We start from the raw sequence: 21,632 nt of genomic DNA, 5'->3' as shown, positions 1-21,632 counted from the left end.
GCGCCCGCCTACCGTTTCCTGTTCTTGTCGTAGGGGTTATCGCCCTGGCGCATGACGATGCGGATGGGCACGCCCGGCAGGTCCATGGCCTCGCGTAGGCCGTTGACGAGGTAGCGCTGGTAGGACCGCGGCAGTCCCGTCAGCTGGTTACCGAAGAGCACGAAGGTCGGCGGGCGCGCCTTGGCCTGCGTCATGTAGCGGATCTTGATGCGGCGCCCGCTGACCGCCGGAGGCGGGTTGGCGTCGAGCGTGGCGGAAAGCCAGCGGTTGAGCCGCGCCGTCGACAGCCGGCGGTTCCAGGTCTCGGCCACCCGGAACGAGGCTTCGAGCAGCTTGTCGAGGCCGAAGCCGGTGCGGCCCGACACCGGTACGACCGGCACGCCCTTCATCTGCGGCAGCAGGCGGCTCGCCGATTCATGCATCTCGCTGAGCTTGGAGCCGCGCGCCTCGATGAGGTCCCACTTGTTGACGCCGATCACGATGGCGCGGCCCTCGCGCTCGGCCAGGGCCGCGATGGTGAGGTCCTGCTTCTCGAACGGGATGGTGGCGTCGAGCAGCACCACCACGACTTCGGCGAACTGCACGGCGCGGATCGCGTCGGCGGCGGCCAGTTTCTCCACCTTGTCCTCGATGCGGGCGCGCTTGCGCAGGCCCGCCGTGTCGAAGACCTTGAGGTCGCGGTCCCGCCACCTGAGGGCGAGACCGATCGAGTCGCGGGTGATGCCGGGCTCCGGCCCGGTCAGCAGGCGGTCCTCGCCGAGCCAGGCGTTGAGCAGCGTGGACTTGCCGGCGTTGGGGCGGCCCACGACGGCGATGCGCAGCGGCTTGGTGGGGTCGAACTCGGTGCCGTCCTCGTCCTCGCCGAGCACCAGCGGAGCGGCTTCCTCCTCGGGCGCGGCCTCGGGCGCCTTGGGCAGCACGGCCGCCAGGGCGTCGTAGAGGTCGATCATGCCCTCGTTGTGCTCGGCCGAGATGGCGACGGGCGTGCCGAGCCCCAATGCATGGGCTTCGAGCGCGCCCGCCTCGCCGGCGCGGCCTTCGGCCTTGTTGGCCACCACGATGATGGGCTTGTCGGCGCGGCGCACGAGGCCGGCGAAGTGGCTGTCCACCGGCGTGACGCCGATGCGGCTGTCGATCACGAAGAGGATCACGTCGGCATCCGCCACCGCGACCTCGGTCTGCTGGCGCATGCGGCCCGTCAGCGTGTCCTCGGCGGCGTCGTCGAGGCCGGCCGTGTCGATGAGGGTGAAGTCGGCGTCGAAGAGCGACGCCTCGCCTTCGCGCCGGTCCCGCGTCACCCCTGGCTGGTCGTCGACGAGAGCGAGCTTCTTGCCGACGAGCCGGTTGAACAGCGTGGACTTGCCGACGTTGGGCCGGCCGATGATGGCGACCTTGCTCATGGGTGGGCCGGGGCAGGGGCAGGAGTGGAGGCAGGTTCGGGGACGGCGGCCGGCACCGGTGCCGGAGCGGCGCCGGGCGCTGCGGACGACGCCGCCGGCTTGCCGGCCCGCACGAGGCCGAGGAAGAAGCCGGCGCGCTGGCGGCTGTCGGGCGCCGCCTGGGGGTCGGCCACGATGGCGTCGAGCCAGCGGCCGGCCTCGGCGTCGTCGCCGCGCTTCAACGCCGCCGTCGCCAGCATCTCGCGGGCGACGGAGCGATAGGCGGAATTGCTGTCGGCCAGGGGCTCGAGGCGGCGGCGCAGTTCGGCCGGCTCCGCCGAGTCGACCACCAGAAGGCCGGCCCGCAGCGCCGCGACGTCGCGGAACTCCTCGGCGATGCGGGCATCCGCCGCGATGGCGTCGAAGGCCTTCACGGCGCCGGGCGCGTCGGTGCGTCCGAGCTCGCCGGCGGCGCGCAGGCGGGCCAGCAGGCCGTAGCCGGCGGGGAGGTCGCGGCCCAGGGCTTCGAGCACCGCCACCGAGGCCTTGGGGTCGGCCGTGCCGGCGTCGACGGCGTCGAAGTAGCGTGCGCCGGCCGCCTCGGCCTGCTGCTGGCGATAGTATTGGTAACCGCGCCAGCCGCCCGCGGCGGCCAGCACCAGGATGACGAGCAACAGCAGCAGCACCCAGTAGCGCGCCAGGAAGTGGCGGAACTGGTCCTGACGGTATTCCTCGTCGACCTCGCGGATGAAATCGGACATCGTATGTTCTTGAACCTCGCCGGGCCGAGCGCGGCGCGCCCGCCCTTCGGACCTGCGGCGACCGCGGTCCTTTCCAGGGGTCTCCTTAGCAGCTTTCGGGCGCCGGGTGGCAAGAGAAGGCCGTGGCGTCAGAAGGGGGCCCCCTCCATGGCCTCGTCCTCGTCGGCGGGCTGCGGCAGCCGCCGCGGCGGGGCGGCGGGGCGGCGCTCGTCGTTGACGCGCCGCTCGGCCTTGCGGCCTCCGGGCAGGGCGGCGATGCGCGCCACCACGTCGGCGATGTGGTCGGTGCGCTCGACCCGGAGGCCGGCCGTCTCGTCGCTGCCGCCGGGCGGCGCCACGGCGGCGGCGAAGCCGAGCTTGGCGGCCTCCTTCATCCGCGTCCCGCCATGCACCACCGGGCGCACCGAGCCCGACAGGCCGAGCTCGCCGAAGAACACCGCGTCGACCGGCAGGATCTTGCCGGTGATGGAGGAAACCAGGGCGGCGGCGGCGGCGAGGTCGGCGGCCGGCTCGACGATCTTCATGCCGCCGGCGACGTTGAGGTAGACGTCGTATTGGCCGAGCCGCACCCCGGCATGGGTTTCCAGCACGGCGATGACCATGGCGAGGCGGTTCTGGTCCCAGCCCACGACGGCGCGGCGCGGCGTGCCGAGGGCGGTCGGCGCCACCAGGGCCTGGATCTCGACGAGCAGCGGCCGCGTGCCCTCCATGCCGGCGAAGACCGAGGTGCCGGCCGCGGTGGCGTCGCGGCCGGACAGGAAGAAGGCGGACGGGTTGCCGACCTCGGCAAGGCCTTTGCCGGTCATCTCGAACACGCCGATCTCGTCCGTCGGGCCGAAGCGGTTCTTCATGGCACGCAGGATGCGGAAATGGTGGCCGGCATCGCCGTCGAAGGACATGACGGCGTCGACCATGTGCTCGACGACGCGCGGACCCGCGATCTGCCCGTCCTTGGTGACATGGCCGACCAGGATCACGCAGGCGTCGTGGTTCTTGGCGTAGCGGATCAGCGCCTGGGCGGCGCCGCGCACCTGGCTGACGGTGCCGGGCGCGGCGTCGATCGTCTCGGTCCACATGGTCTGGATCGAATCGATCACCACGAGGTCGTAGCGGTCCGACCCGAGCGTGCCGGCGATGTCCTCGACGTTGGTGGCGGCGGCGAGGCGGACGGGCGCGCCCGACAGGCCGAGGCGCTCGGCCCGCATGCGCACCTGCGCCGTGGCCTCCTCGCCCGAGATGTAGGCGACCTTGCCGCCGGCGTCGGCGAGCCGGGCGCAGGCCTGGATGAGCAGCGTCGACTTGCCGATGCCGGGCTCGCCGCCGAGCAGGATCACCGAGCCGGGCACGAGGCCGCCGCCGGTGACGCGGTCGAGCTCCGCAATGCCGATCGCGGTGCGGGGCGGTTCCTGGCCGGTGGCGGCCAGGCTCTGGAAGGCGATGTTGCGGCCCTTGGGGGCGGTCTTCCGGGCCGTGCCGGCGCCGATGCCGGTGGCGGCCTGTTCCTCCACAATGGAGTTCCAGGCCCCGCAGGCGTCGCACTTGCCCTGCCAGCGATTGCTCGTGGCGCCGCAGTTCTGGCAGACGAAGGCGTTGCGGGACTTGCTCATGCGGCACTCCGAGGCGCGGGGGCGACGCCTCACCATTCCCCTCATGCCGGCACGGACGCCTCGCGCCCGGCTCGGGAGGCCGGAGAACCCGCGCCCGGCCGTCGACCCGTCAGGCGCCCGTCCCGTCCCCGATATAGTGGCGCCGATGGCGGCGCCCAAGGTTCACCAGGATCTCGTAGCCGATGGTGCCGCAGCGGGCCGCCAGGGCGTCGACGTCGGCGTTCGGTCCGAGCCATTCCACGGTGTCGCCGGCCTTGAGGGCGCCCTCGGCCAGATGGGTGACGTCGGCAATCGACAGGTCCATGGAGATGCGGCCGGCGAGCGGGCAGGGGATCCCGCCGGCGAAGACCTGCGCGCCCCGGCCCTCGAGCCCGCTGCCGCCGATCGGCACGCCGTCGGCATAGCCGAGCGCGATCGTGGCGAGCCGGGAGGGGCGCGGCGCCGTCCAGCGCCCGTTGTAGCCCGCGCTGGCGCCGGCCGGCACCTGCCGCAGCTGCAGCACGCGCGCCACCAGTCCCACCACGGGCAGCATGGGGTTGGGACGGCCCGGCGTCGGGTTGCCGCCGTAGAGCGCGTAGCCGGGGCGCACGAGGTCGTGGACGGGGCGCTGCGGCAGGAAGATGCCGGACGAGTTCGCCAGCGAGGCCGGGAAGGCCTTGAGGGCGCGTTCGCGCGCGTGGTCGAAGGCGGCGATCTGCCGGGCATTGACGGGCTCGGCCGGATCTTCCGCCGAGACGAGGTGGCTCATCACCAGCGTCACGCCGGCGGCCTGGAGGTCGCCGAGCGGCAGGAAGCGCGCGTCCTCGAGCGGGAAGCCGAGCCGGTTCATGCCGGTGTCGACGTGCAGCGCCGCCACCGGCAGTCCGTCGCCGCCGGCCGCGGCCCGCGCGTCCCGCCAGGCCGCCAGCTCCTCCGGCGAGCCGATCACGGCGTCGAGCCCGTGCCGGCGATAGGCCGCGAAGGGCGCTGATTCGGGGTGGAAGCCGTTCAGCACGAAGATGCGGCCGGGCAGGGCGGCGGCGTCGAGCGCGGCGCGGGCCCGCATGCCCTCAGAAGCATGGGCGACGAAGAAGGTGCGGCAGCCGGCGCGGGCCAGGGCCGGAACGGCCGCGTCGATGCCGAGCCCGTAGGCGTCCGCCTTCACGGCCGCGCCGCATTCGGCCGGCGCGGCGCGGGCGGCGAGCAGGCGCCAGTTGGCCCCGAGCGCGTCGAGGTCCACCGTCAGGACGGCCTGGGCGTCCGGCTCGGCCGCGGGTGCGGCGGGGGGGCTCACATCTGCTCCGGGAGGCGGTCGAAGCGCACGAGATCCGAAAAGCGCGTCACCTCGGCGTCGAACTGCAGCTCCACCATGCCGGTCGGCCCGTGGCGCTGCTTGCCGATGATGACCTCGGCCTTGCCGTGCGCCCGCTCCATGTCGGCGAGCCAGGCCGTGAACTCCTCCGTCCCCTCGCGCGGCTGCTTGCCCTTGAGGTAATACTCCTCGCGGTACACGAACATGACGACGTCGGCGTCCTGCTCGATGGAGCCCGATTCGCGCAGGTCCGACAGCTGGGGGCGCTTGTCCTCCCGGTTCTCGACCTGGCGGGACAGCTGCGACAGCGCGATGACCGGCACGGCCAGTTCCTTGGCGAGCGCCTTGAGGCCCGTGGTGATCTCGGTCAGCTCCTGCACGCGGTTGGCCTGCCCGCCCGACTTCGACCCCGACAGGAGCTGCAGGTAGTCGATGACCAGCAGGTCGAGGCCGCGCTGACGCTTCAGGCGGCGCGCCCGCGCCGTCAGCTGGGCGATGGAGATGCCGCCGGTCTGGTCGATGTAGAAGGGCACGTGCTGCATCTGCCGCGCCGCCTCGGTGACGCGGTGGAAGTCGTCGTCGGTGACGTCGCCGCGGCGGATCTTGTAGGAGGCGACGCCGGACTGCTCGGCGATGATGCGGGTGGCGAGCTGCTCGGCCGACATTTCGAGCGAGAAGAAGCCCACGATGCCGCCGTTCACGGTTTCCAGCGTGCCGTCGGGGCGGGTCTCCGAGCGGTAGGCCTTGGCGATGTTGAAGGCGATGTTGGTGGCCAGCGAGGTCTTGCCCATGGCGGGGCGGCCGGCCAGCACGACGAGATCCGATTTCTGCAGGCCGCCGAGCGACTTGTCCATGTCGACCATGCCGGTCGAGATGCCCGACAGCTTGCCGTCGCGCTCGTAGGCCTTGGCGGCGACGTCGATGGCGGTGGTCAGCGCCATCGAGAAGGTTTGGAAGCCGCCCTCGGCCCGGCCCGATTCGGCGATGGCGTAGAGCTGCCGCTCGGCCGCCTCGATCTGCTCGCGGGGGGAATGGTCCACCGGCGCGTCGAAGGCGACGTTGACGATCTCCTCGCCGATGCTGATCAGCCCGCGCCGCACCGCGAGGTCGTAGATCATGCGGCCGTAGTCGGCCGCGTTGATGATGGTGGTGGCTTCCGAGGCGAGGCGGGCCAGGTACTGCGGCACCGTGATGCCGCCGAGGTCGTGGTCGCCCAGAAAGGTCTTCAACGTGATGGGCGTGGCGATCTTGCCGCCGCGCACCAGCTTGGCGGTGACCTCGAAGACGCGCTGGTGGATCTCCTGCGAGAAATGCTCGGCCAGGAGGAAGTCCGACACGCGGTCGAAGGCCTCGTTGTTGACCAGGATGGCGCCGAGCAGCGCCTGCTCGGCCTCCACGTTGTGGGGCGGCATGCGGAACGTGTCGGCAGGCTCGGGCGCCGGCACGGCGGCCCACCGCGCCACGGTCTCGACATTGCTCATGGGCCGCACCTTTCTGCTCGTTCGGACCGTGCCGCCCCGCGCGGGCGCCCCGGTCCTCACCGGCCTACAGTTAATGGAACCAAGCGGGGGTTAACAGCGCGGCGCGGCGCGGTGTCCACCGGTCCGGCGCCTTGTCACAGCCCTGTCGCAAGCCCACTTGCGGCACCGGCGGCCGACGCCTATAAGCCGCACCACCCCACACGCGGACTGAAGGCGGCCCTGAACCAAGGGCTGCACCGGTGGCTGGCACGGCATCGACGCCGTGGCCGGCCGATTGTCCGCGGAGGTTCAACCGGAGAAGACCTTTACCATGGCCCTGCCCGACTACACCATGCGCTCGCTGCTCGAAGCCGGCGCTCACTTCGGCCACCAGTCCCACCGCTGGAACCCGAAGATGGCGCCCTTCATCTTCGGCGCCCGCAACAACATCCACATCATCGACCTCGCCCAGACGGTGCCGCTCATGCACCGCGCCCTGCAGGCGATCTCCGACACCGTGGCGGGCGGCGGGCGCGTGCTCTTCGTCGGCACCAAGCGCCAGGCGGCCGACCCCATCGCCGATGCGGCGACCCGTTCGGCCCAGTATTACATCAACTCCCGTTGGCTCGGCGGCATGCTGACCAACTGGAAAACCATCTCGGCCTCGATCCAGCGGCTGCGCAAGGTCGACGAGACGCTCGATGGCGGGGCCGTGGGCCTTACCAAGAAGGAGCGGCTCATGATGTCCCGCGAGCGCGAGAAGCTCGAGAAGGCGCTGGGCGGCATCAAGGACATGGGCGGCGTGCCCGACCTGATCTTCGTCATCGACACCAACAAGGAACAGCTGGCCATCAAGGAGGCGAACCGCCTCGGCATCCCGGTGGCGGCCATCGTCGACACCAACTGCAACCCGGACGGCATCACCTATCCGATCCCGGGCAACGACGACGCCAGCCGCGCCATCCTGCTCTATTGCGACCTCGTGGCCCGTGCCGCCATCGACGGCATCTCGCGCAGCCAGGGCGCGCTCGGCATCGACATCGGCGAGATCGAGCAGCCGGCCGAGGAGGAGGCCCTCGAAGCCGCCCCGACGGCCCCGGTCGAGGCCGAGGTCCCGGTCGAGCAGTTCGAGCTGCTCAGCGCCCCCCGCGGCGCGCCGGACGACATGTCCAAGCTGAACGGCGGCAGCCCGCAGCTCGCCCAGAAGCTCAACGACGCCGGCATTTTCCACTTCTGGCAGCTTGCCGCCATGACGCCGGAAGACGCCGCCAACGTCGACCGCGACCTCAAGCTGAACGGTCGGCTCGACCGCGAGGGCTGGGTGCTGCAGGCCCGCGAGCTCGTCGCCGGCGCCTGATCCGGCGTCGGACCATCATCTTCCTATCGGCCGAGGCCCCAGCGGGGCGCGGCCGGCGGCGATCCAGGCCGGCCGGGCGGGGCAGATCCCGCGCCCCGCCGGCGCCTTCCGGACGGAAACGACCGCTTCGTCGCATGGAATTTCGCGCTGCGCGAAGCTCCGATGTCATGAAGCGGTCGTTTCCATGGGGGCCCTGATCGCCGTTCGACATCCAACTCTGAGGTGATTCATGGCCACGATTTCGGCCGCGATGGTGAAGGATCTTCGCGAGAAGACCGGCGCCGGCATGATGGACTGCAAGAACGCCCTCAACGAGACGTCGGGCGACGTCGAAGCCGCCGTGGACTGGCTGCGCAAGAAGGGCATCACCAAGGCTGCCAAGAAGTCCGGCCGCGTGGCCGCCGAGGGCCTCGTGGCGGCGCTCGTCGACGGCAAGCGCGGCGTCGTCGTCGAGGTCAATTCCGAGACCGATTTCGTGGCCCGCAACGCCGACTTCCAGGCGCTGGTCAAGGACGTCGCCAAGGTCGCCCTGCAGCAGGGCGGCACCGTCGAGGGTGTGCTCGGCGCCAAGGCTTCGGCCGGCGGCACCGTCCAGGAGGCGATCTCCAACGCCATCGCGACGATCGGCGAGAACATGACGCTGCGCCGCGTCGCCAGCCTCGAGGTCGGCGAAGGCGTGGTGGGCCAGTACGTCCACGGTTCGACCGGCGACGGCCTCGGCAAGATCGCCGTGATCGTGGCCCTGGAATCGACCGGCAAGGCCGAGGAGCTCCAGGCGCTCGGGCGCCAGCTCGCCATGCATGTGGCGGCAGCGAGCCCGCTCGGCCTCGACGCGTCGTCGATCGACCCCGCGGTGGTCGAGCGCGAGAAGGCCGTGCTGGCCGACAAGAACGCCGGCAAGCCCGCTCACATCCTCGAGAAGATCGTCGAGAGCGGCCTCAAGTCCTACTACAAGGAGGTGAGCCTGCTCGACCAGAGCTACATCCACGACGGCGCCAAGACCGTCGCCCAGGCCGTCAAGGAGGCCGAGAAGACCGTCGGCGCCCCCGTGACGCTGAAGGGCTTCGCCCGCTTCGCGCTCGGCGAGGGCATCGAGAAGCCGGAGGAGCCCGATTTCGCCGCCGAAGTCGCCAGCATGTCGGGCAACGGCTGAGGCGCTCGGCCCATAATTGACGTAGGAGGAGGGCGGCACCAGGTGCCGCCCTTCGCATGTGGGAGGCCTGAATCGGCCACCGCAGCGCAACACGGAAGGATGAGCCGATGAACGCGGGCCAGAGTGCGGGGATGTTCAGGCGGGTCGTCGTCAAGCTGTCGGGCGAGGCCCTGACGGGGCCCGACGCGCATGGGCTGAATGCCCCGACGGTGCAGCGGATCGCGGCCGACCTCGCGTCGGCGTCCGACAGCGGCGTCGAGATCGCCGTCGTGGTGGGAGGCGGCAACTTCTTCCGCGGTATCCAGGGCGCCACCAAGGGCATCGAGCGCGCGCGCGCCGATTCGATCGGCATGCTGGCGACGGTGATGAATGCCCTCGCCATCGAGGCCGCGATCGAGGCCGAGGGCTATCCGGCCCGCGCGCTCTCCGCCGTGCCCATGCCCTCCGTGTGCCAGCCCTATTCGCGCCAGGCGGCGCTGCACCACCTCGCCAAGGGCCGCATCTGCGTCCTGGCGGGCGGCACCGGCAACCCCTTCTTCACCACCGACACCGGCGCGGTGCTGCGGGCCGCCGAGCTTTCCTGCGACGCCGTGATGAAGGCCACGCAGGTCGACGGCGTCTATACCGCCGACCCCAAGCGCGACCCGGCCGCCACGCGCTTCGTCCAGCTCACCCACGACGAAGCCATCAACAAGAACCTCGCCGTGATGGACACGGCGGCCTTCGCCCTGGCGCGCGAGAACCGCATCCCCATCATCGTGTTCTCCATCGCGGTCGACGGCGCCATCCGGGCGGCCCTCGAGGGCACCGGCACCTTCACCATGGTGACGCCCTGAGAGCCTGGGGACGATGGTCCGGGGCTCGGGACGAGAGGGGCATTGCCTCGGCGTTCTCAGCCGGGAACCGGGCCCGCGTCGGATGGATTCACGAAATCTGAGCCGGTCCGAGCGCCCGGCCCGGCGCGCGACATAAGGCGGCATGCGGCCGGCCGGGGCCGCCGGGGCTCGACCCGGGCCGCGTTCCCAGCGCATTCTCCGTGGCCACGACGCGATTGGACGTGCGAATGAAGACGCGCACGTGTTAAGGGAGGGCGCTTCGCTACCCTGGGCTTCGGCCCGGGCGGCGGGCGGATTCGAGAACGGACTTGTCATCGTGAGCGCAGAATTCGACGTCGCCGACCTGAAACGCCGCATGCAGAGCGCCATCCAGTCGCTCAAGCACGAGCTGGCCGGCCTGCGGACCGGGCGCGCCAGCGCGGCCCTGGTCGAGCCCGTCATGGTGCATGCCTACGGGCAGACCATGCCGCTGAACCAGGTGGCCAGCATCACGGTGCCGGAGCCGCGCGCCCTCGCCGTCCAGGTCTGGGACAAGGGCATGGTGAGTGCCGTCGAGAAGGCCATCCGCGACGCCAACCTCGGCCTGTCCCCCACCGTCGAGGGCCAGCTGCTGCGCATCCGCATTCCGGAGCTCAACGAGCAGCGCCGCAAGGAGATGGTCAAATACGCGCATAAATACGGCGAGGAAGGCAAGGTGGCGGTGCGCCACGTCCGCCGCGACGGCATCGACCGGCTGAAGAAGCTGCTCAAGGACAAGGACATCTCCGAGGACGACGAGAAGCGCCTCGCCGGCGAGGTGCAGAAGCTGACCGACCAATACGTCTCCGAGGTCGACGGGACGGTGGACTCCAAGGAAAAAGAGATCATGCAGGTCTAGGCCTGCGGACGTGGGCCTGATGGATGCCGGCCGGATGCTGCGGACAGCCAAGATGCAGACCACCCCAGGTGACGACGGCCGAGGTGGCGCCGATGCCGGCCGGGAGCGCGAGCCCGGCTTCGGTTCGGACGTCGGCGCGACCCGCGAGGCGAGCCGCGTCCCGGCCCATGTCGGCATCATCATGGACGGGAACGGCCGCTGGGCCGCGGCCCGCGGCATGCCGCGCCTCGAGGGCCACCGCCGCGGCGTCGAGGCCCTCCGGGCGACCGTGAAGTCGGCCTCCGACCTCGGCGTCCGCTTCCTCACCGTCTACAGCTTCTCCTCCGAGAACTGGACGCGCCCCGTCGAGGAGGTGTCGGACCTCATGGGGCTGCTGAAGCGCTTCATCCGCAAGGACCTCGCCGACCTGCACCGCAACGGCGTCCGCGTGCGCATCATCGGCGAGCGCGACCGGCTGACGGCCGACATCCGGACCCTGCTGGCCGACGCGGAAGAGCTGACCCGTGCCAATGCCGGCCTCGTGCTGGTAGTGGCGTTCAACTACGGCAGCCGCCAGGAGATCGCCTCCGCCATGCGCCGCATCGCCGAGGGCGTGAGGGCCGGCACGATCGATCCCGCCTCCATCGGTCCCGAAACCGTGACGGCGCATCTCGACACGGCCGGCATCCCTGACCCGGACCTCATCATCCGCACGTCGGGCGAGCAGCGCCTGTCGAACTTCCTGATGTGGCAGGCCGCCTACGCGGAATTCGTGTTCCTGCCCTGCCACTGGCCGGATTTCGACCGCGACGCGTTGCAGACGGCGCTGGAAGCCTACATGTCGCGCGAGCGGCGCTTCGGCGGGATCCGGCCGGCCGAGCTGGAGCGGAAGGTCAAATCCGCCCAATGACCCCGATGCAGCCCGGGAGCGACCGGTCGGTGCCGGCCCCGGCGCGGCCCGGCGGACGGGCGGAACTCCTGCCGCGCGTTCTGTCGGCCGTCGTCATGGGGGCGGCGGCGCTGGCCACGGCCGTCCTGGGCGGTCCGCTGTTCGATCTCTTCTGGTGGCTCGCCGCCGTCGCCGTCCTGTGGGAATGGCACGGGCTGGCGGGCCTGTCGCGCCGCAACCCGCTGGTGCTGCTGGGCGGCGCGGCCCTGGCGGCGGCGGCCCTGCTGGCTGGCCGGGCGGAGCCGGGCCACGCCCTCGTCGCGCTGGCGCTCGGCGCCGGCGTCACGGCGCTGCTGGCCGAGCCCGGACGGCGCGGCATCGCCGCCGGCGGGCCGCTCTATGCCGGCGTTCTCGCCCTGGCCCTGCCGCTGCTCCGCCATTCGCAGGAGGACGGCTTCGCCGCCGTGGCCTGGCTCTTCGCCGTGGTCTGGGGCACCGACACGATGGCGTTCTTCGGGGGGCGCGCCATCGGCGGCCCCAAGCTGGCTCCCCGCCTGTCGCCGTCCAAGACCTGGTCGGGTTTCCTCGTCGGGGTCGCGTGCGGGGGCCTGCTGGGCCTGCTCGTGGCTCCGCGCACCGGCGGCCTGGCGTGGCTGCTGGCGGCGGGCTTCGTCGGCGGGGCGCTCGCCCAGGCCGGCGACCTGTTCGAATCGACCCTGAAGCGTCGATTCGGCGTGAAGGACGCCGGCTCCCTCATTCCCGGACACGGCGGCGTCATGGACCGCCTCGACGGGTTCATCGCGGCAGCCGTCTTCGCGGCGGCCGTCGGTCTGTGGCGCTTCGGTCCCGACGGGGCCGGGGCAGGGCTGCTCAAATGGTGAGAACACGCATGATGTCGGGCCGCGACGCGCCGCAAGACCGATCCTTCGGCACGGGGCCGGGCGATGCCGGCCCCAAGACGCTGGTGATCCTGGGCGCGACGGGGTCGATCGGCCGGTCGACGGCCGAGATCCTCAAGCTCCACCCCGACGCCTTCACGGTGGCGGCCGTGGCGGGGGGGCGCGATGGCGAAGCCCTGGCCAGGACGGCGATCACGCTGCGCGCCGGCTTCGCCGCGCTCGCCGACCCGGCCGGCCTCCCGGCGCTCAGAAGCGCGCTGGCCGGCACCGGTATCGCCTGCGCGGCGGGGCCCGACGCCGTCGTGGAGGCGGCGCGCCGCCCCTGCGACCTCGTCATCGGCGCCATCGCCGGCACGGCCGGCATGCGGCCGACCTTCGCCGCCATCGAGGCCGGCCATACGATCGCCCTCGCCAACAAGGAGACGCTGGTCTGCGCCGGCGCCGCCGTGATGGCGGCCGCCCGGCGGCACGGCGCCACGCTGCTGCCGCTCGACAGCGAACACAACGCCATCTTCCAGGCGCTGGGCGACGCCGATTGGGACACGATCGAGCGCATGACGCTGACGGCCTCGGGCGGGCCGTTCCGGGACTGGTCGGCCGAGCGGATCGCCGCCGCCACGCTCGACGAGGCCCTCGCCCACCCCAACTGGGCCATGGGTCCCAAGGTGACGATCGATTCCGCCGGCCTCATCAACAAGGGCCTGGAACTGATCGAGGCCCACCACCTCTTCGGCGTCCCGGCCGACAGGCTCGACGTGGTGGTGCATCCCCAATCGGTGGTGCACGGCCTCGTGTCCTTCGCCGACGGCTCCGTCACGGCGGGCCTCGCCCTCCCGGACATGCGGGTGCCGATCGCCCATTGCCTGACCTACCCGCGGCGGATCGAGAGCGGGGCGCGCAAGCTCGACCTCGCCGCCGTCGGCTCGCTGACCTTCGAGAAGCCCGACCTCGCCCGCTTTCCCGGGCTGCGGGTCGCCATGGCGGCGCTGCAGGCCGGGGGCGGGCTGCCGACCGTGTTCAACGCCGCCAACGAGGTGGCGGTGGATGCCTTCGTGGCGCGCCGCATCGGCTTCTCCGACATCGTCCGCATCGTCGAGCGCGTCTGCGAGGCCGCTAACGCCTTCGGCGAAGCCGCGACTCCGGCCGGCATCGACGAGGCCCTGGCCGTTGACCATGTCGCGAGAGAAAGGGCCGCGGCTCTCTTACATTGATGAGCTCGAAGTGAGACAGTAACGCTCTGGTAACCATTCCGGTCGGCCGGCGCCTCGCGGGGCGCTGGCGGCCCGGGATGCACGGAGTTCCCCATGTCGCTGCTGTTCGGCCCCATCATGTCGCTCCTGTCCACCCTCGTGCCGTTCGTCTTCGTCATGACGGTAGTGGTGTTCTTCCATGAGCTCGGCCATTTCCTGGTCGGTCGCTGGTGCGGCGTGAAGGTCGACGCCTTCTCAATCGGCTTCGGCCCGGAACTCTTCGCGCGGGTCGACCGCTACGGCACGCGCTGGCGCCTCGCCGCCATCCCGCTCGGCGGCTACGTCAAGTTCCATGGCGATCCCAACGCCGCCAGCGTGGGCACCAGCGAGGCCGTGTCGACCATGTCGCCGGCCGAGCGCGCCGTCACCTTCGCGGCCCAGCCGGTGCACGAGCGCGCCGCCATCGTGGCGGCCGGTCCCATCGCCAACTTCATCCTCGCCATCGTCATCATGACGGGCATCTTCTACGTCGAAGGCCGCTCCATCCTGTTGCCGCGGGTCGCCACGGTCCAGGCCGACAGCGCCGCCGCCCGCGCCGGCTTCGCCCCGGGCGACGTCGTCACGTCCATCGACGGCCAGCCCATCCGCAGCTTCGTCGACATGCAGAAGATCGTCAGCGCGTCGAGCGGCGTCGCGCTGGCCTTCGGCGTCGAGCGGGACGGCCACGACGTGTCGCTGACGGCGACGCCCGAGCGCCGCGACGTCAAGGGTGCGCTCGGAACCGCCAGCATCGGCGTGCTCGGCGTCGCCGCCTCCACCGATCCCCACGACGTACGGACGGAGCGCCTCGGCCTCGGGGATGCCGCCGCCGAGGCCGCCCACGACACCTGGTTCGTCATCGACCGCACCGCCGCCTACGTGAGCGGCCTCGTGCTCGGCCGCGAGAAGCCCGACCAGCTGTCCGGCCCCATCGGCGTGGCGGGCGTGGCCGGGCAGGTGGCCAAGATCGGCATCGGCCCGCTGTTCAACCTCATCGCCATCCTGTCCATCTCGATCGGCCTCATCAACCTCGTGCCGGTGCCGTTGCTCGACGGCGGCCACCTGCTGTATTTCGCCTTCGAAGCCCTGCGGGGCCGCCCCATGAGCCTCGGCGCCCAGGAGTTCGGCTTCAAAATCGGCCTGGCGCTGGTGTCCATGCTGATGATCTTCGCGACCTACAACGACCTGGCCCACTACGCCCGGGGTTGACGGCGCGGGGACGCGACAGTTTCCCTCGATCCCTCGGCCGAACTTAGCGAGCGCCCCGGTGGCGCTCGCTTCGCGTCGGCCTGCGATCGGGGACGTGACCCGCCTGCAACGTCATACGATAATCGGGCGCACGGCTCCGGTCGCGCTGTAGGCCGGGGTTCGTAAACCTTGTAGAAGCGAAATTCCCGGAAAAGGGGACGCTGGAGCCTGCTCGCAGACTCGGGTAGTGAAAAAAGCGCACCCCCCGGGGTGAGTCGACCACGGCGGCTCCGCCGTCCATGGCTGTACAGGGATCGATTGCCGATGCGTTTTCTTCGAGGCTGTCTGACCAGGTTGGCCTTCGCCCTGTGCCTCGTGGCCTGCGTGCTGGGCCCCAACGCCCTGGCGGTGGCCGCCGTTCCCGCCTCCGCCATCGTCGTCGAAGGCAATCATCGCGTCGACGCCGACACGATCCGCACCTATTTCCAGGGCACCGACGAGGGCAAGGTCAACGACGCCGTGCGCTCGCTCTACGCCACGGGCCTGTTCTCGGACGTCCGCGTGAGCCGTGACGGGGGGCGCATCGTCGTCCACGTCGCCGAGAACGGCGTCATCAACCGGGTCGCCTTCGAGGGCAACAAGAAGGTCAAGAGCGAGCAGCTCGAGACGGAGGTCACCTCCAAGACGCGCGGTCCCTATTCGCAGGCCTTCGTGGCGGCGGACGTGCAGCGCATCCAGGAGATCTACCGCCGCTCCGGCAACGGCAACGCCAAGGTGACCAGCCGCACCGTCGACCTGCCGAACGGTCGCGTCGACGTCGTCTTCACCATCGACGAGGGCTCCAAGACTGGCGTCAAGGCCATCGAGTTCGCCGGCAACCACGCCTATTCCTCGCGCAAGCTGCGCGGCATCATGACGACGACCGAGATGAACCTCATCTCGTTCCTGAAGACCACCGACGTCTACGACCCCGAGAAGATCTCCTCCGACGAGGACCTCATCCGCCGCTTCTACCTCAAGAACGGCTATGCCGACTTCCGCATCGTCGGCACGGACGTGAAGTTCGACGCCGACGAGGGCGGCTACAACGTCCTCATCAAGATCGAGGAAGGCGCCCAGTACACCGTCAGCTCGGTGCGGGTCGACACCCAGATTCCCGGCGTGACCAGCGATTCGCTGCTGCCCTTCCTGAAGCTCTCGTCCGGCGACACCTACGACGGCGACGCCGTGCAGAAGTCCGTCGAGGCGCTCACCCGCGAGGTGGCCCGCCGCGGCTTCGCCTTCGCCGAGGTCAAGCCCCGCGGCGACCGCAACAACCAGGCCCACACGGTGTCGATCGCCTTCACGATCGACGAGGGTCCGCGCGTCTACATCGAGCGGATCAACGTCCACGGGAACACCCGCACGCGCGAATACGTGATCCGTCGCGAGTTCGACATCGGCGAAGGCGACCCCTACAACAAGGTGCTGATCGACAAGGCCGAACGTCGCCTGAACTCGCTGGGCTTCTTCAAGAAGGTCAAGATCACCAACCAGCCCGGCTCCTCGCCCGACCGCGTCATCGTCGACGTGGACGTCGAGGACCAGCCGACGGGTTCGTTCGGCGTGTCCGGCGGCTATTCGACCTCGGACGGCTTCATCGCCGAACTGTCGGTGTCGGAGTCGAACTTCCTCGGCCGCGGCCAGTTCGTGAAGGTCGCCATCCAGGAGGGGCAGAACGCCCGCGGCATCGACTTCTCCTTCACCGAGCCCTACATCCTCGACACCCGCATCGCGGCCGGTTTCGACCTCTTCGCCAAGCAGAGCGACAACACCCAGTACACCGACTACCGGACCTTCGTGACGGGCGGCACCCTGCGCCTCGGCGTGCCGATCACCGACGAGTTCTCCATCTCGCCGCACTATTCGATCTACAACACCCGCATCAACATCCCGGACACGACCAGCTACCCCTATAACGACTGTCAGTTCCCGGTGAACGGCGTGACGCCCGGCGTCGGCGTCCTCGGCGGCACCCCGCCGACCTTGGTCGACAACTGCCTGACCAACGGCGAAGCCTCGCTGGCCATCAAGCAGGCCCAGGGCTCGACGCTGACGTCGCTGGCCGGCTTCACGCTCGACTACAACACGCTCGACAACCGCAAGGACCCGACCTCGGGCCTGTTCATCGAGCTGCGCAACGACGTGGCCGGGCTCGGCGGCGACTCCCAGTTCGTCCGCACCAGCGGCGACCTGCGCTACTATCACGGGATCTTCGAGGACATCGTCGGCATCGTCCACCTGCAGGGCGGCCAGATCACCGGCTTCGGCAGCGAAAGCCAGCTCCGCATCGCCGACGAGTTCCAGCTCGGCCCGACGCTGGTGCGCGGCTTCGCCCCGAGCGGCATCGGCCCGCGCGACATCTCGAACCTCGCCGCCTACAAGTACAATCCCCTCGGCGGCTCCACCTACTTCGGTGCCTCGGCCGAGGTGCAGTTCGCCATCCCCTACCTGCCGCGTGACCTCGGCCTGCGCGGCGCCCTGTTCTCCGACGCCGGCACGCTCTTCGGCTACCAGGGCAAGACCAACTTCACGCCGGGCGGCGGCGCCTGCGTGGCCAGCCTGCAGGCCCCGACCTACACCCAGGGGACCTGCGTCCAGGTGCGCGACTCGGCGGCGATCCGCTCGTCGGTCGGTGCCTCGATCCTGTGGGCTTCGCCGCTCGGCCCGATCCGCTTCGACTACGCCTACGCGTTGTCGAAGGACAAATACGACGTGACCCAGGCGTTCCGCTTCTCCGGCGGCACCTCCTTCTGATCCAGCCGGATCGACACGGACTGCGGGCCCTCGGGCCCGCAGTTCGCGTTTCGGGGGGCAGCGCACGGGGTTGCGCCGCCGTGGCGGGAGTGGCAAGCCTCGCCCCTCGCGGCCGGCAGCCGCGCCGGCGCGCCGCGCCGGAAGCCGCCGGCCCGCAGGGGCGGGCGGTCTGCCGGACCGCCCTGCGACCGATCGGCGGGGTTTGATGAGCTCTCCAGTGTTCTTCCGTCCCGCGCTCGAGCCGTCGCTCGCCGATGTCGTCGGCTGGACCGGCGTCATCGCGCCCGAGGGGGCCGACCTCGCTCTGCGCTTCGGCCGGGTCGCGCCGCTCGACCTCGCCGGACCTGGCGACCTCACCTTCCTGGACAATCCCCGCTACGCCCCGGCCCTGGCCGGCACGCGCGCGGCCGCCTGCATCGTCCCGGCGCGCTACGCCGGGGCCGTGCCGCCCGGCACCGTCGGGCTCGTCGCCAAGGAGCCCTATCGCGCCGTCGCGATCGTGGCCGCCCGGCTCTATCCCGACGCCATGCGGCCGGGTTCGCTCTTCGGCACCGTCGGGGTGTCGCCGTCTTCGACCGTCCACCCCGAGGCGCGGCTGGAGCCCGGCGTGACGGTCGATCCCGGCGCCGTCATCGGGCCGCGGGCCGAGATCGGGGCCGGGACCGTCGTGGGTCCCCATGCCGTGATCGGTCCCGACGTGCGGATCGGCCGCAATTGTTCGGTCGGCGCCAATGCGACGGTCGTGCACGCCCTGGTGGGCGACCGTGTGATCCTGCATTCGGGCGTGCGCATCGGCCAGGACGGGTTCGGCTTCGCCATGGGACCGGGCGGCCACCTCAAGGTGCCGCAGATCGGGCGCGTCGTGCTGCAGGACGACGTCGAGGTCGGCGCCAACACCGCCATCGACCGCGGCTCGAACCGCGACACCGTGGTGGGCGAGGGGACCAAGATCGACAACCTCGTGCAGATCGGCCACAACGTGTCCATCGGCCGACACTGCGTGATCGTCTCGCAGACGGGCATCTCGGGCTCCACCGTGCTCGGCGACTACGTCGTCACCGCCGGGCAGGCGGGCTTGGCGGGCCATCTCACCATCGGCACCGGCGCCCAGATCGGCGCCAAATCGGGCGTGATGAACGACATCCCGGCCGGTGAACGCTGGTTCGGCATCCCGGCCCAGTCCGCCCGCGAGCAGTTCCGGCTCCACGCGACGCTGAAGCGCCTCGCCAAGCGCGTCCCGAGCGCGGCGGACTGACCGTCAGCGCGTCGACGCCGGCCCGGCCCGGCCGGACATGACGCTGCGGCATCGCAGGGCGTTCCGGCGTGCGTCCGGCCCGTCGCGCCCCGATACGAGGCTTGGCGGCGGGCCGGAGACATGCGACATGCCCGGGTGAGGCCGCCCTGGTGCGGCCGAGAGGCCTGGACCGGGGACGAGGGATGGACGAAGCGGCGCGGACGGAGCTCGACTCGATCGATATCCTGAAACTCCTCGAATATCTGCCGCACCGCTATCCGTTCCTGCTGGTCGACCGGATCGTGGCGATGCAGGACGACGTGTCGTGCATCGGCATCAAGAACGTCACCTTCAACGAGCCTCAGTTCCAAGGTCACTTCCCGGGCCGTCCCGTGATGCCGGGCGTGCTGCTCATCGAGGGCATGGCCCAGACGGCGGGCGCGCTCTGCGTCCATGCCCAGAAGCTCGCCAAGCCGCGGCTCGTCTATTTCATGACCATCGACAAGGCCAAGTTCAGGAAGCCGGTCGTCCCCGGGGATCGGGTGGAGTTCCACCTGCACAAGCTCAACCAGCGCCGCAACATGTGGTGGTACAAGGGCGAGGCCAAGGTCGACGGGCAACTGGTCTGCGAGGCCGAGGTCAGCGCCATGCTGGTGATGGATTGAGCGGCGCCGTCCCGCCGGGAGGAAACCATGTCTGACCCGGACATGCGGGACCGCGACGGTCCGCAGATCCATCCTTCCGCCGTCGTGGCCCATGCGGCGCAGCTGGGGCGCGGCGTGCAGATCGGCCCCTTCTGCGCCGTGGGGCCCGACGTGGTCCTGGGCGCGGGGGTGCGCCTCGTCTCGCATGTGGCGATCGCCGGCCACACCACGGTCGGCGAGGGGACGCGCATCTTCCCCTTCGCGTCGCTGGGCCACGAGCCACAGGACCTCAAGTTCCGGGGCGAAGTCTCCGAACTGCGGGTCGGGCGCGACTGCGTCATCCGCGAAGGCGTCACCATGAACCCCGGCACGGCGTCGGGCGGTCTGCTCACCAGCGTGGGCGACCGCAGCGTGTTTCTGGCGCAGGCGCATGTGGCCCACGACTGCCGCGTCGGCAGCGACGTCATCTTCTCCAACAACGTGATGCTGGCCGGCCATTGCACGGTGGGCGACCACGCCATCCTGGGCGGCGGCGCCGCCGTGCACCAGTTCGTGCGGCTCGGCCGCCACAGTTTCATCGGCGGGCTCGCCGGCGTCGAGCACGACGTGATCCCCTACGGGATCGCGCTCGGCAACCGCGCCCATCTCGCCGGCCTCAACGTCGTGGGGCTCAAGCGTCGCGGCTTCCCGCGCGAGACCATCCACGACCTGCGGCGCGCCTACAAGCTGCTGTTCTCGGCCGCCGGCACGCTGCGGGAGCGGACCGAGGCCGTCGCGGCCGAGTTCGGCAGCCATCCCCAGGCCGAGGAGATCCTGTCCTTCCTGCGCGAGGGCGGCGAGCGCGCCATCTGCGTGCCGCGCGACGGCCGCGACCTGCCATGACGGGGGCAGGCGCGCCGCGGTCGCTGCGCGTCTTCATCGTGGCGGGCGAGCATTCCGGCGACCATCTCGGCGCCGGCCTCATCCGGGCCCTGCGCGAACGCGTCCCGGGCCTCGCGGTCTCGGGCGTCGGCGGGGACGAGATGGCGCGGGAAGGGCTCGTCCCGCTGTTCCCGCTGTCCGACATCGCCGTCATGGGGTTCGTGCCGGTCATCGCCCGCCTGCCGCACCTGCTGAGGCGCATCCGCGAGACGGCGGCGGCCGCCGTCGCGGCGCGGCCGGACGTGCTGGTCATCGTCGACAGCCCGGATTTCACCCACCGCGTCGCCCGTCGGGTCCGGGCGCTGGCGCCCGGCGTCCCCATCGTCGACTACGTCAGCCCGACCGTGTGGGCGTGGCGCCCCGGTCGCGCCCCGGCCATGCGGGCCTATGTCGACCGCCTGCTGGCGCTGCTGCCCTTCGAACCCGAGGCCCATCGCCGGCTCGGCGGCCCGCCCTGCAGCTACGTGGGCCATCCCCTGATCGAACGCCTGCACGAGCTGCGGCCGGCCCCCGCCGACCTGCCGGCGCGCGAGCGTGCCACGCTGCTGGTGCTGCCCGGCTCGCGCCGGTCCGAAATCCGGCGCCTCACCCAGGTGTTCGGCGAGACGGTGGCACGGGTGGCCGGCCGCGTTCCCGACCTCGACGTGGTGCTGCCCGCCGTGGCGGACCTCGCCGGGGACATCCGGGCGCGCGTCGCGTCCTGGCCGGTCCAGCCGCGGGTCGTGACGGGGGAGGCCGCCAAGCTCGCGGCGTTCCGGTCCGCCCGGGCCGCGCTCGCGGCTTCGGGAACCGTCACGCTCGAACTGGCGCTCGCCGGCGTGCCCATGGTGGTGGCCTATCGGGTGTCGCCGCTCGAAACCTGGCTGCGCTTCGTCGTGACGGTGCCGTCGATCGTGCTGCCGAACCTGATCCTCGGCGAGAATGCCGTCCCGGAGTTCCTGCAGGGCGCCTGCCGGCCGGACGCGCTGGCGGCGAGCCTCGTGCCCCTGCTGGGCGATTCGCCGGCCAGGGCCGCCCAGCTCGACGCCTTCGGCCGCCTCGACGCCCTGATGCGCATCGCCTCCGGCTCCACGCCGAGCCGGGAAGCGGCCGCCCTGGTGCTGGACGCTGCCGGAACCTCGGCTTAAGGGTT

General features: G+C 71.1%; 18 protein-coding genes. 13 read left to right on the top strand and 5 right to left on the bottom strand.

Features of this window, described 5'->3' with window-relative positions:
* Nucleotides 1-8: 8 nt before the first annotated feature.
* From der to D3272_RS09000, 5 genes are all read right to left on the bottom strand, one after another.
* A complete protein-coding gene (gene der / locus D3272_RS09020; RefSeq protein WP_129218822.1) occupies nt 9-1,400 on the bottom strand; it encodes a ribosome biogenesis GTPase Der in 1,392 nt (463 codons plus the stop codon).
* The gene (locus D3272_RS09015) at nt 1,397-2,140 is read right to left on the bottom strand and encodes a tetratricopeptide repeat protein (protein WP_129218821.1); all 744 of its coding nucleotides are present in this window, start codon (nt 2,138-2,140) and stop codon (nt 1,397-1,399) included. Before D3272_RS09015 ends, der begins: the two co-directional genes overlap by 4 nt.
* A 128-nt stretch (nt 2,141-2,268) precedes the next feature.
* The gene (gene radA / locus D3272_RS09010) at nt 2,269-3,747 is read right to left on the bottom strand and encodes a DNA repair protein RadA (RefSeq protein ID WP_129218820.1); all 1,479 of its coding nucleotides are present in this window, start codon (nt 3,745-3,747) and stop codon (nt 2,269-2,271) included.
* A gap of 109 nt (nt 3,748-3,856) precedes the next feature.
* Nucleotides 3,857-5,020, bottom strand: coding sequence for an alanine racemase (gene alr / locus D3272_RS09005; RefSeq protein ID WP_129218819.1), 1,164 nt, complete (start codon nt 5,018-5,020; stop codon nt 3,857-3,859).
* Entirely contained in the window at nt 5,017-6,450 is a 1,434-nt protein-coding gene (locus tag D3272_RS09000) for a replicative DNA helicase (protein WP_428977977.1), read from the bottom strand. Before D3272_RS09000 ends, alr begins: the two co-directional genes overlap by 4 nt.
* Before the next feature lie 379 nt (nt 6,451-6,829).
* Here D3272_RS09000 and D3272_RS08995 point away from each other — a divergent pair, with 379 nt between their 5' ends.
* The 13 genes from D3272_RS08995 to lpxB all read left to right on the top strand — a co-directional run bounded on the left by D3272_RS08995 (nt 6,830) and on the right by lpxB (nt 21,627).
* Complete coding sequence (locus D3272_RS08995) at nt 6,830-7,855, top strand: 30S ribosomal protein S2 (protein ID WP_129218817.1); 1,026 nt, start codon at nt 6,830-6,832, stop codon at nt 7,853-7,855.
* Nucleotides 7,856-8,084: 229 nt separating this feature from the next.
* Nucleotides 8,085-9,008: a translation elongation factor Ts gene (tsf, locus tag D3272_RS08990; protein ID WP_129218816.1), complete on the top strand. Its 924-nt coding sequence runs from the start codon at nt 8,085-8,087 to the stop codon at nt 9,006-9,008.
* A 107-nt stretch (nt 9,009-9,115) separates the two neighbouring features.
* Nucleotides 9,116-9,844: a UMP kinase gene (gene pyrH, locus D3272_RS08985; RefSeq protein WP_129218815.1), complete on the top strand. Its 729-nt coding sequence runs from the start codon at nt 9,116-9,118 to the stop codon at nt 9,842-9,844.
* Nucleotides 9,845-10,160: 316 nt separating this feature from the next.
* Nucleotides 10,161-10,721, top strand: a complete 561-nt coding sequence (gene frr / locus D3272_RS08980) for a ribosome recycling factor (RefSeq protein ID WP_129218814.1) — start codon at nt 10,161-10,163, stop codon at nt 10,719-10,721.
* A 52-nt stretch (nt 10,722-10,773) separates the two neighbouring features.
* Nucleotides 10,774-11,610, top strand: coding sequence for an isoprenyl transferase (locus D3272_RS08975; protein ID WP_129218813.1), 837 nt, complete (start codon nt 10,774-10,776; stop codon nt 11,608-11,610).
* Between the two features lie 5 nt (nt 11,611-11,615).
* A complete protein-coding gene (locus tag D3272_RS08970; RefSeq protein ID WP_207210174.1) occupies nt 11,616-12,470 on the top strand; it encodes a phosphatidate cytidylyltransferase in 855 nt (284 codons plus the stop codon).
* An 11-nt stretch (nt 12,471-12,481) separates the two neighbouring features.
* A complete protein-coding gene (dxr, locus tag D3272_RS08965) occupies nt 12,482-13,699 on the top strand; it encodes a 1-deoxy-D-xylulose-5-phosphate reductoisomerase (RefSeq protein ID WP_129218918.1) in 1,218 nt (405 codons plus the stop codon).
* Nucleotides 13,700-13,792: 93 nt separating this feature from the next.
* Nucleotides 13,793-14,926 carry an RIP metalloprotease RseP gene (gene rseP / locus D3272_RS08960; RefSeq protein ID WP_245496456.1) on the top strand — a complete coding sequence of 378 codons (1,134 nt, stop codon included), beginning with the start codon at nt 13,793-13,795 and terminating at the stop codon, nt 14,924-14,926.
* A 303-nt stretch (nt 14,927-15,229) separates the two neighbouring features.
* The gene (gene bamA / locus D3272_RS08955; protein WP_129218811.1) at nt 15,230-17,701 is read left to right on the top strand and encodes an outer membrane protein assembly factor BamA; all 2,472 of its coding nucleotides are present in this window, start codon (nt 15,230-15,232) and stop codon (nt 17,699-17,701) included.
* Between the two features lie 205 nt (nt 17,702-17,906).
* A complete protein-coding gene (lpxD, locus tag D3272_RS08950) occupies nt 17,907-18,956 on the top strand; it encodes a UDP-3-O-(3-hydroxymyristoyl)glucosamine N-acyltransferase (RefSeq protein ID WP_129218810.1) in 1,050 nt (349 codons plus the stop codon).
* A 182-nt stretch (nt 18,957-19,138) separates the two neighbouring features.
* Nucleotides 19,139-19,600, top strand: coding sequence for a 3-hydroxyacyl-ACP dehydratase FabZ (gene fabZ, locus D3272_RS08945; RefSeq protein WP_129218809.1), 462 nt, complete (start codon nt 19,139-19,141; stop codon nt 19,598-19,600).
* A 27-nt stretch (nt 19,601-19,627) separates the two neighbouring features.
* Nucleotides 19,628-20,461: an acyl-ACP--UDP-N-acetylglucosamine O-acyltransferase gene (lpxA, locus tag D3272_RS08940; RefSeq protein ID WP_245496455.1), complete on the top strand. Its 834-nt coding sequence runs from the start codon at nt 19,628-19,630 to the stop codon at nt 20,459-20,461.
* A complete protein-coding gene (gene lpxB, locus D3272_RS08935; RefSeq protein WP_129218808.1) occupies nt 20,458-21,627 on the top strand; it encodes a lipid-A-disaccharide synthase in 1,170 nt (389 codons plus the stop codon). Before lpxA ends, lpxB begins: the two co-directional genes overlap by 4 nt.
* Nucleotides 21,628-21,632: the final 5 nt, after the last annotated feature.

This window comes from Lichenibacterium ramalinae (assembly GCF_004137085.1).
Classification (GTDB): Bacteria; Pseudomonadota; Alphaproteobacteria; order Rhizobiales; family Beijerinckiaceae; genus Lichenihabitans; species Lichenihabitans ramalinae.
Note: the sequence above shows the minus strand (reverse complement) of the source record. Positions and strands in the feature narration are given on the sequence as shown.

Coding starts and splice junctions, on each gene's coding strand:
- lpxB (WP_129218808.1), top strand. CDS start 20,458: ATGACGGGGGCAGGCGCGCCGCGGTCGCTGCGCGTCTTCATCGTGGCG.
- lpxA (WP_245496455.1), top strand. CDS start 19,628: ATGTCTGACCCGGACATGCGGGACCGCGACGGTCCGCAGATCCATCCT.
- D3272_RS09015 (WP_129218821.1), bottom strand. CDS start 2,140: ATGTCCGATTTCATCCGCGAGGTCGACGAGGAATACCGTCAGGACCAG.
- dxr (WP_129218918.1), top strand. CDS start 12,482: ATGTCGGGCCGCGACGCGCCGCAAGACCGATCCTTCGGCACGGGGCCG.
- D3272_RS08975 (WP_129218813.1), top strand. CDS start 10,774: ATGCAGACCACCCCAGGTGACGACGGCCGAGGTGGCGCCGATGCCGGC.
- rseP (WP_245496456.1), top strand. CDS start 13,793: ATGTCGCTGCTGTTCGGCCCCATCATGTCGCTCCTGTCCACCCTCGTG.
- bamA (WP_129218811.1), top strand. CDS start 15,230: ATGCGTTTTCTTCGAGGCTGTCTGACCAGGTTGGCCTTCGCCCTGTGC.
- radA (WP_129218820.1), bottom strand. CDS start 3,747: ATGAGCAAGTCCCGCAACGCCTTCGTCTGCCAGAACTGCGGCGCCACG.
- D3272_RS08970 (WP_207210174.1), top strand. CDS start 11,616: ATGCAGCCCGGGAGCGACCGGTCGGTGCCGGCCCCGGCGCGGCCCGGC.
- D3272_RS09000 (WP_428977977.1), bottom strand. CDS start 6,450: ATGCCGCCCCACAACGTGGAGGCCGAGCAGGCGCTGCTCGGCGCCATC.
- lpxD (WP_129218810.1), top strand. CDS start 17,907: ATGAGCTCTCCAGTGTTCTTCCGTCCCGCGCTCGAGCCGTCGCTCGCC.
- fabZ (WP_129218809.1), top strand. CDS start 19,139: ATGGACGAAGCGGCGCGGACGGAGCTCGACTCGATCGATATCCTGAAA.
- D3272_RS08995 (WP_129218817.1), top strand. CDS start 6,830: ATGGCCCTGCCCGACTACACCATGCGCTCGCTGCTCGAAGCCGGCGCT.
- pyrH (WP_129218815.1), top strand. CDS start 9,116: ATGAACGCGGGCCAGAGTGCGGGGATGTTCAGGCGGGTCGTCGTCAAG.
- der (WP_129218822.1), bottom strand. CDS start 1,400: ATGAGCAAGGTCGCCATCATCGGCCGGCCCAACGTCGGCAAGTCCACG.
- tsf (WP_129218816.1), top strand. CDS start 8,085: ATGGCCACGATTTCGGCCGCGATGGTGAAGGATCTTCGCGAGAAGACC.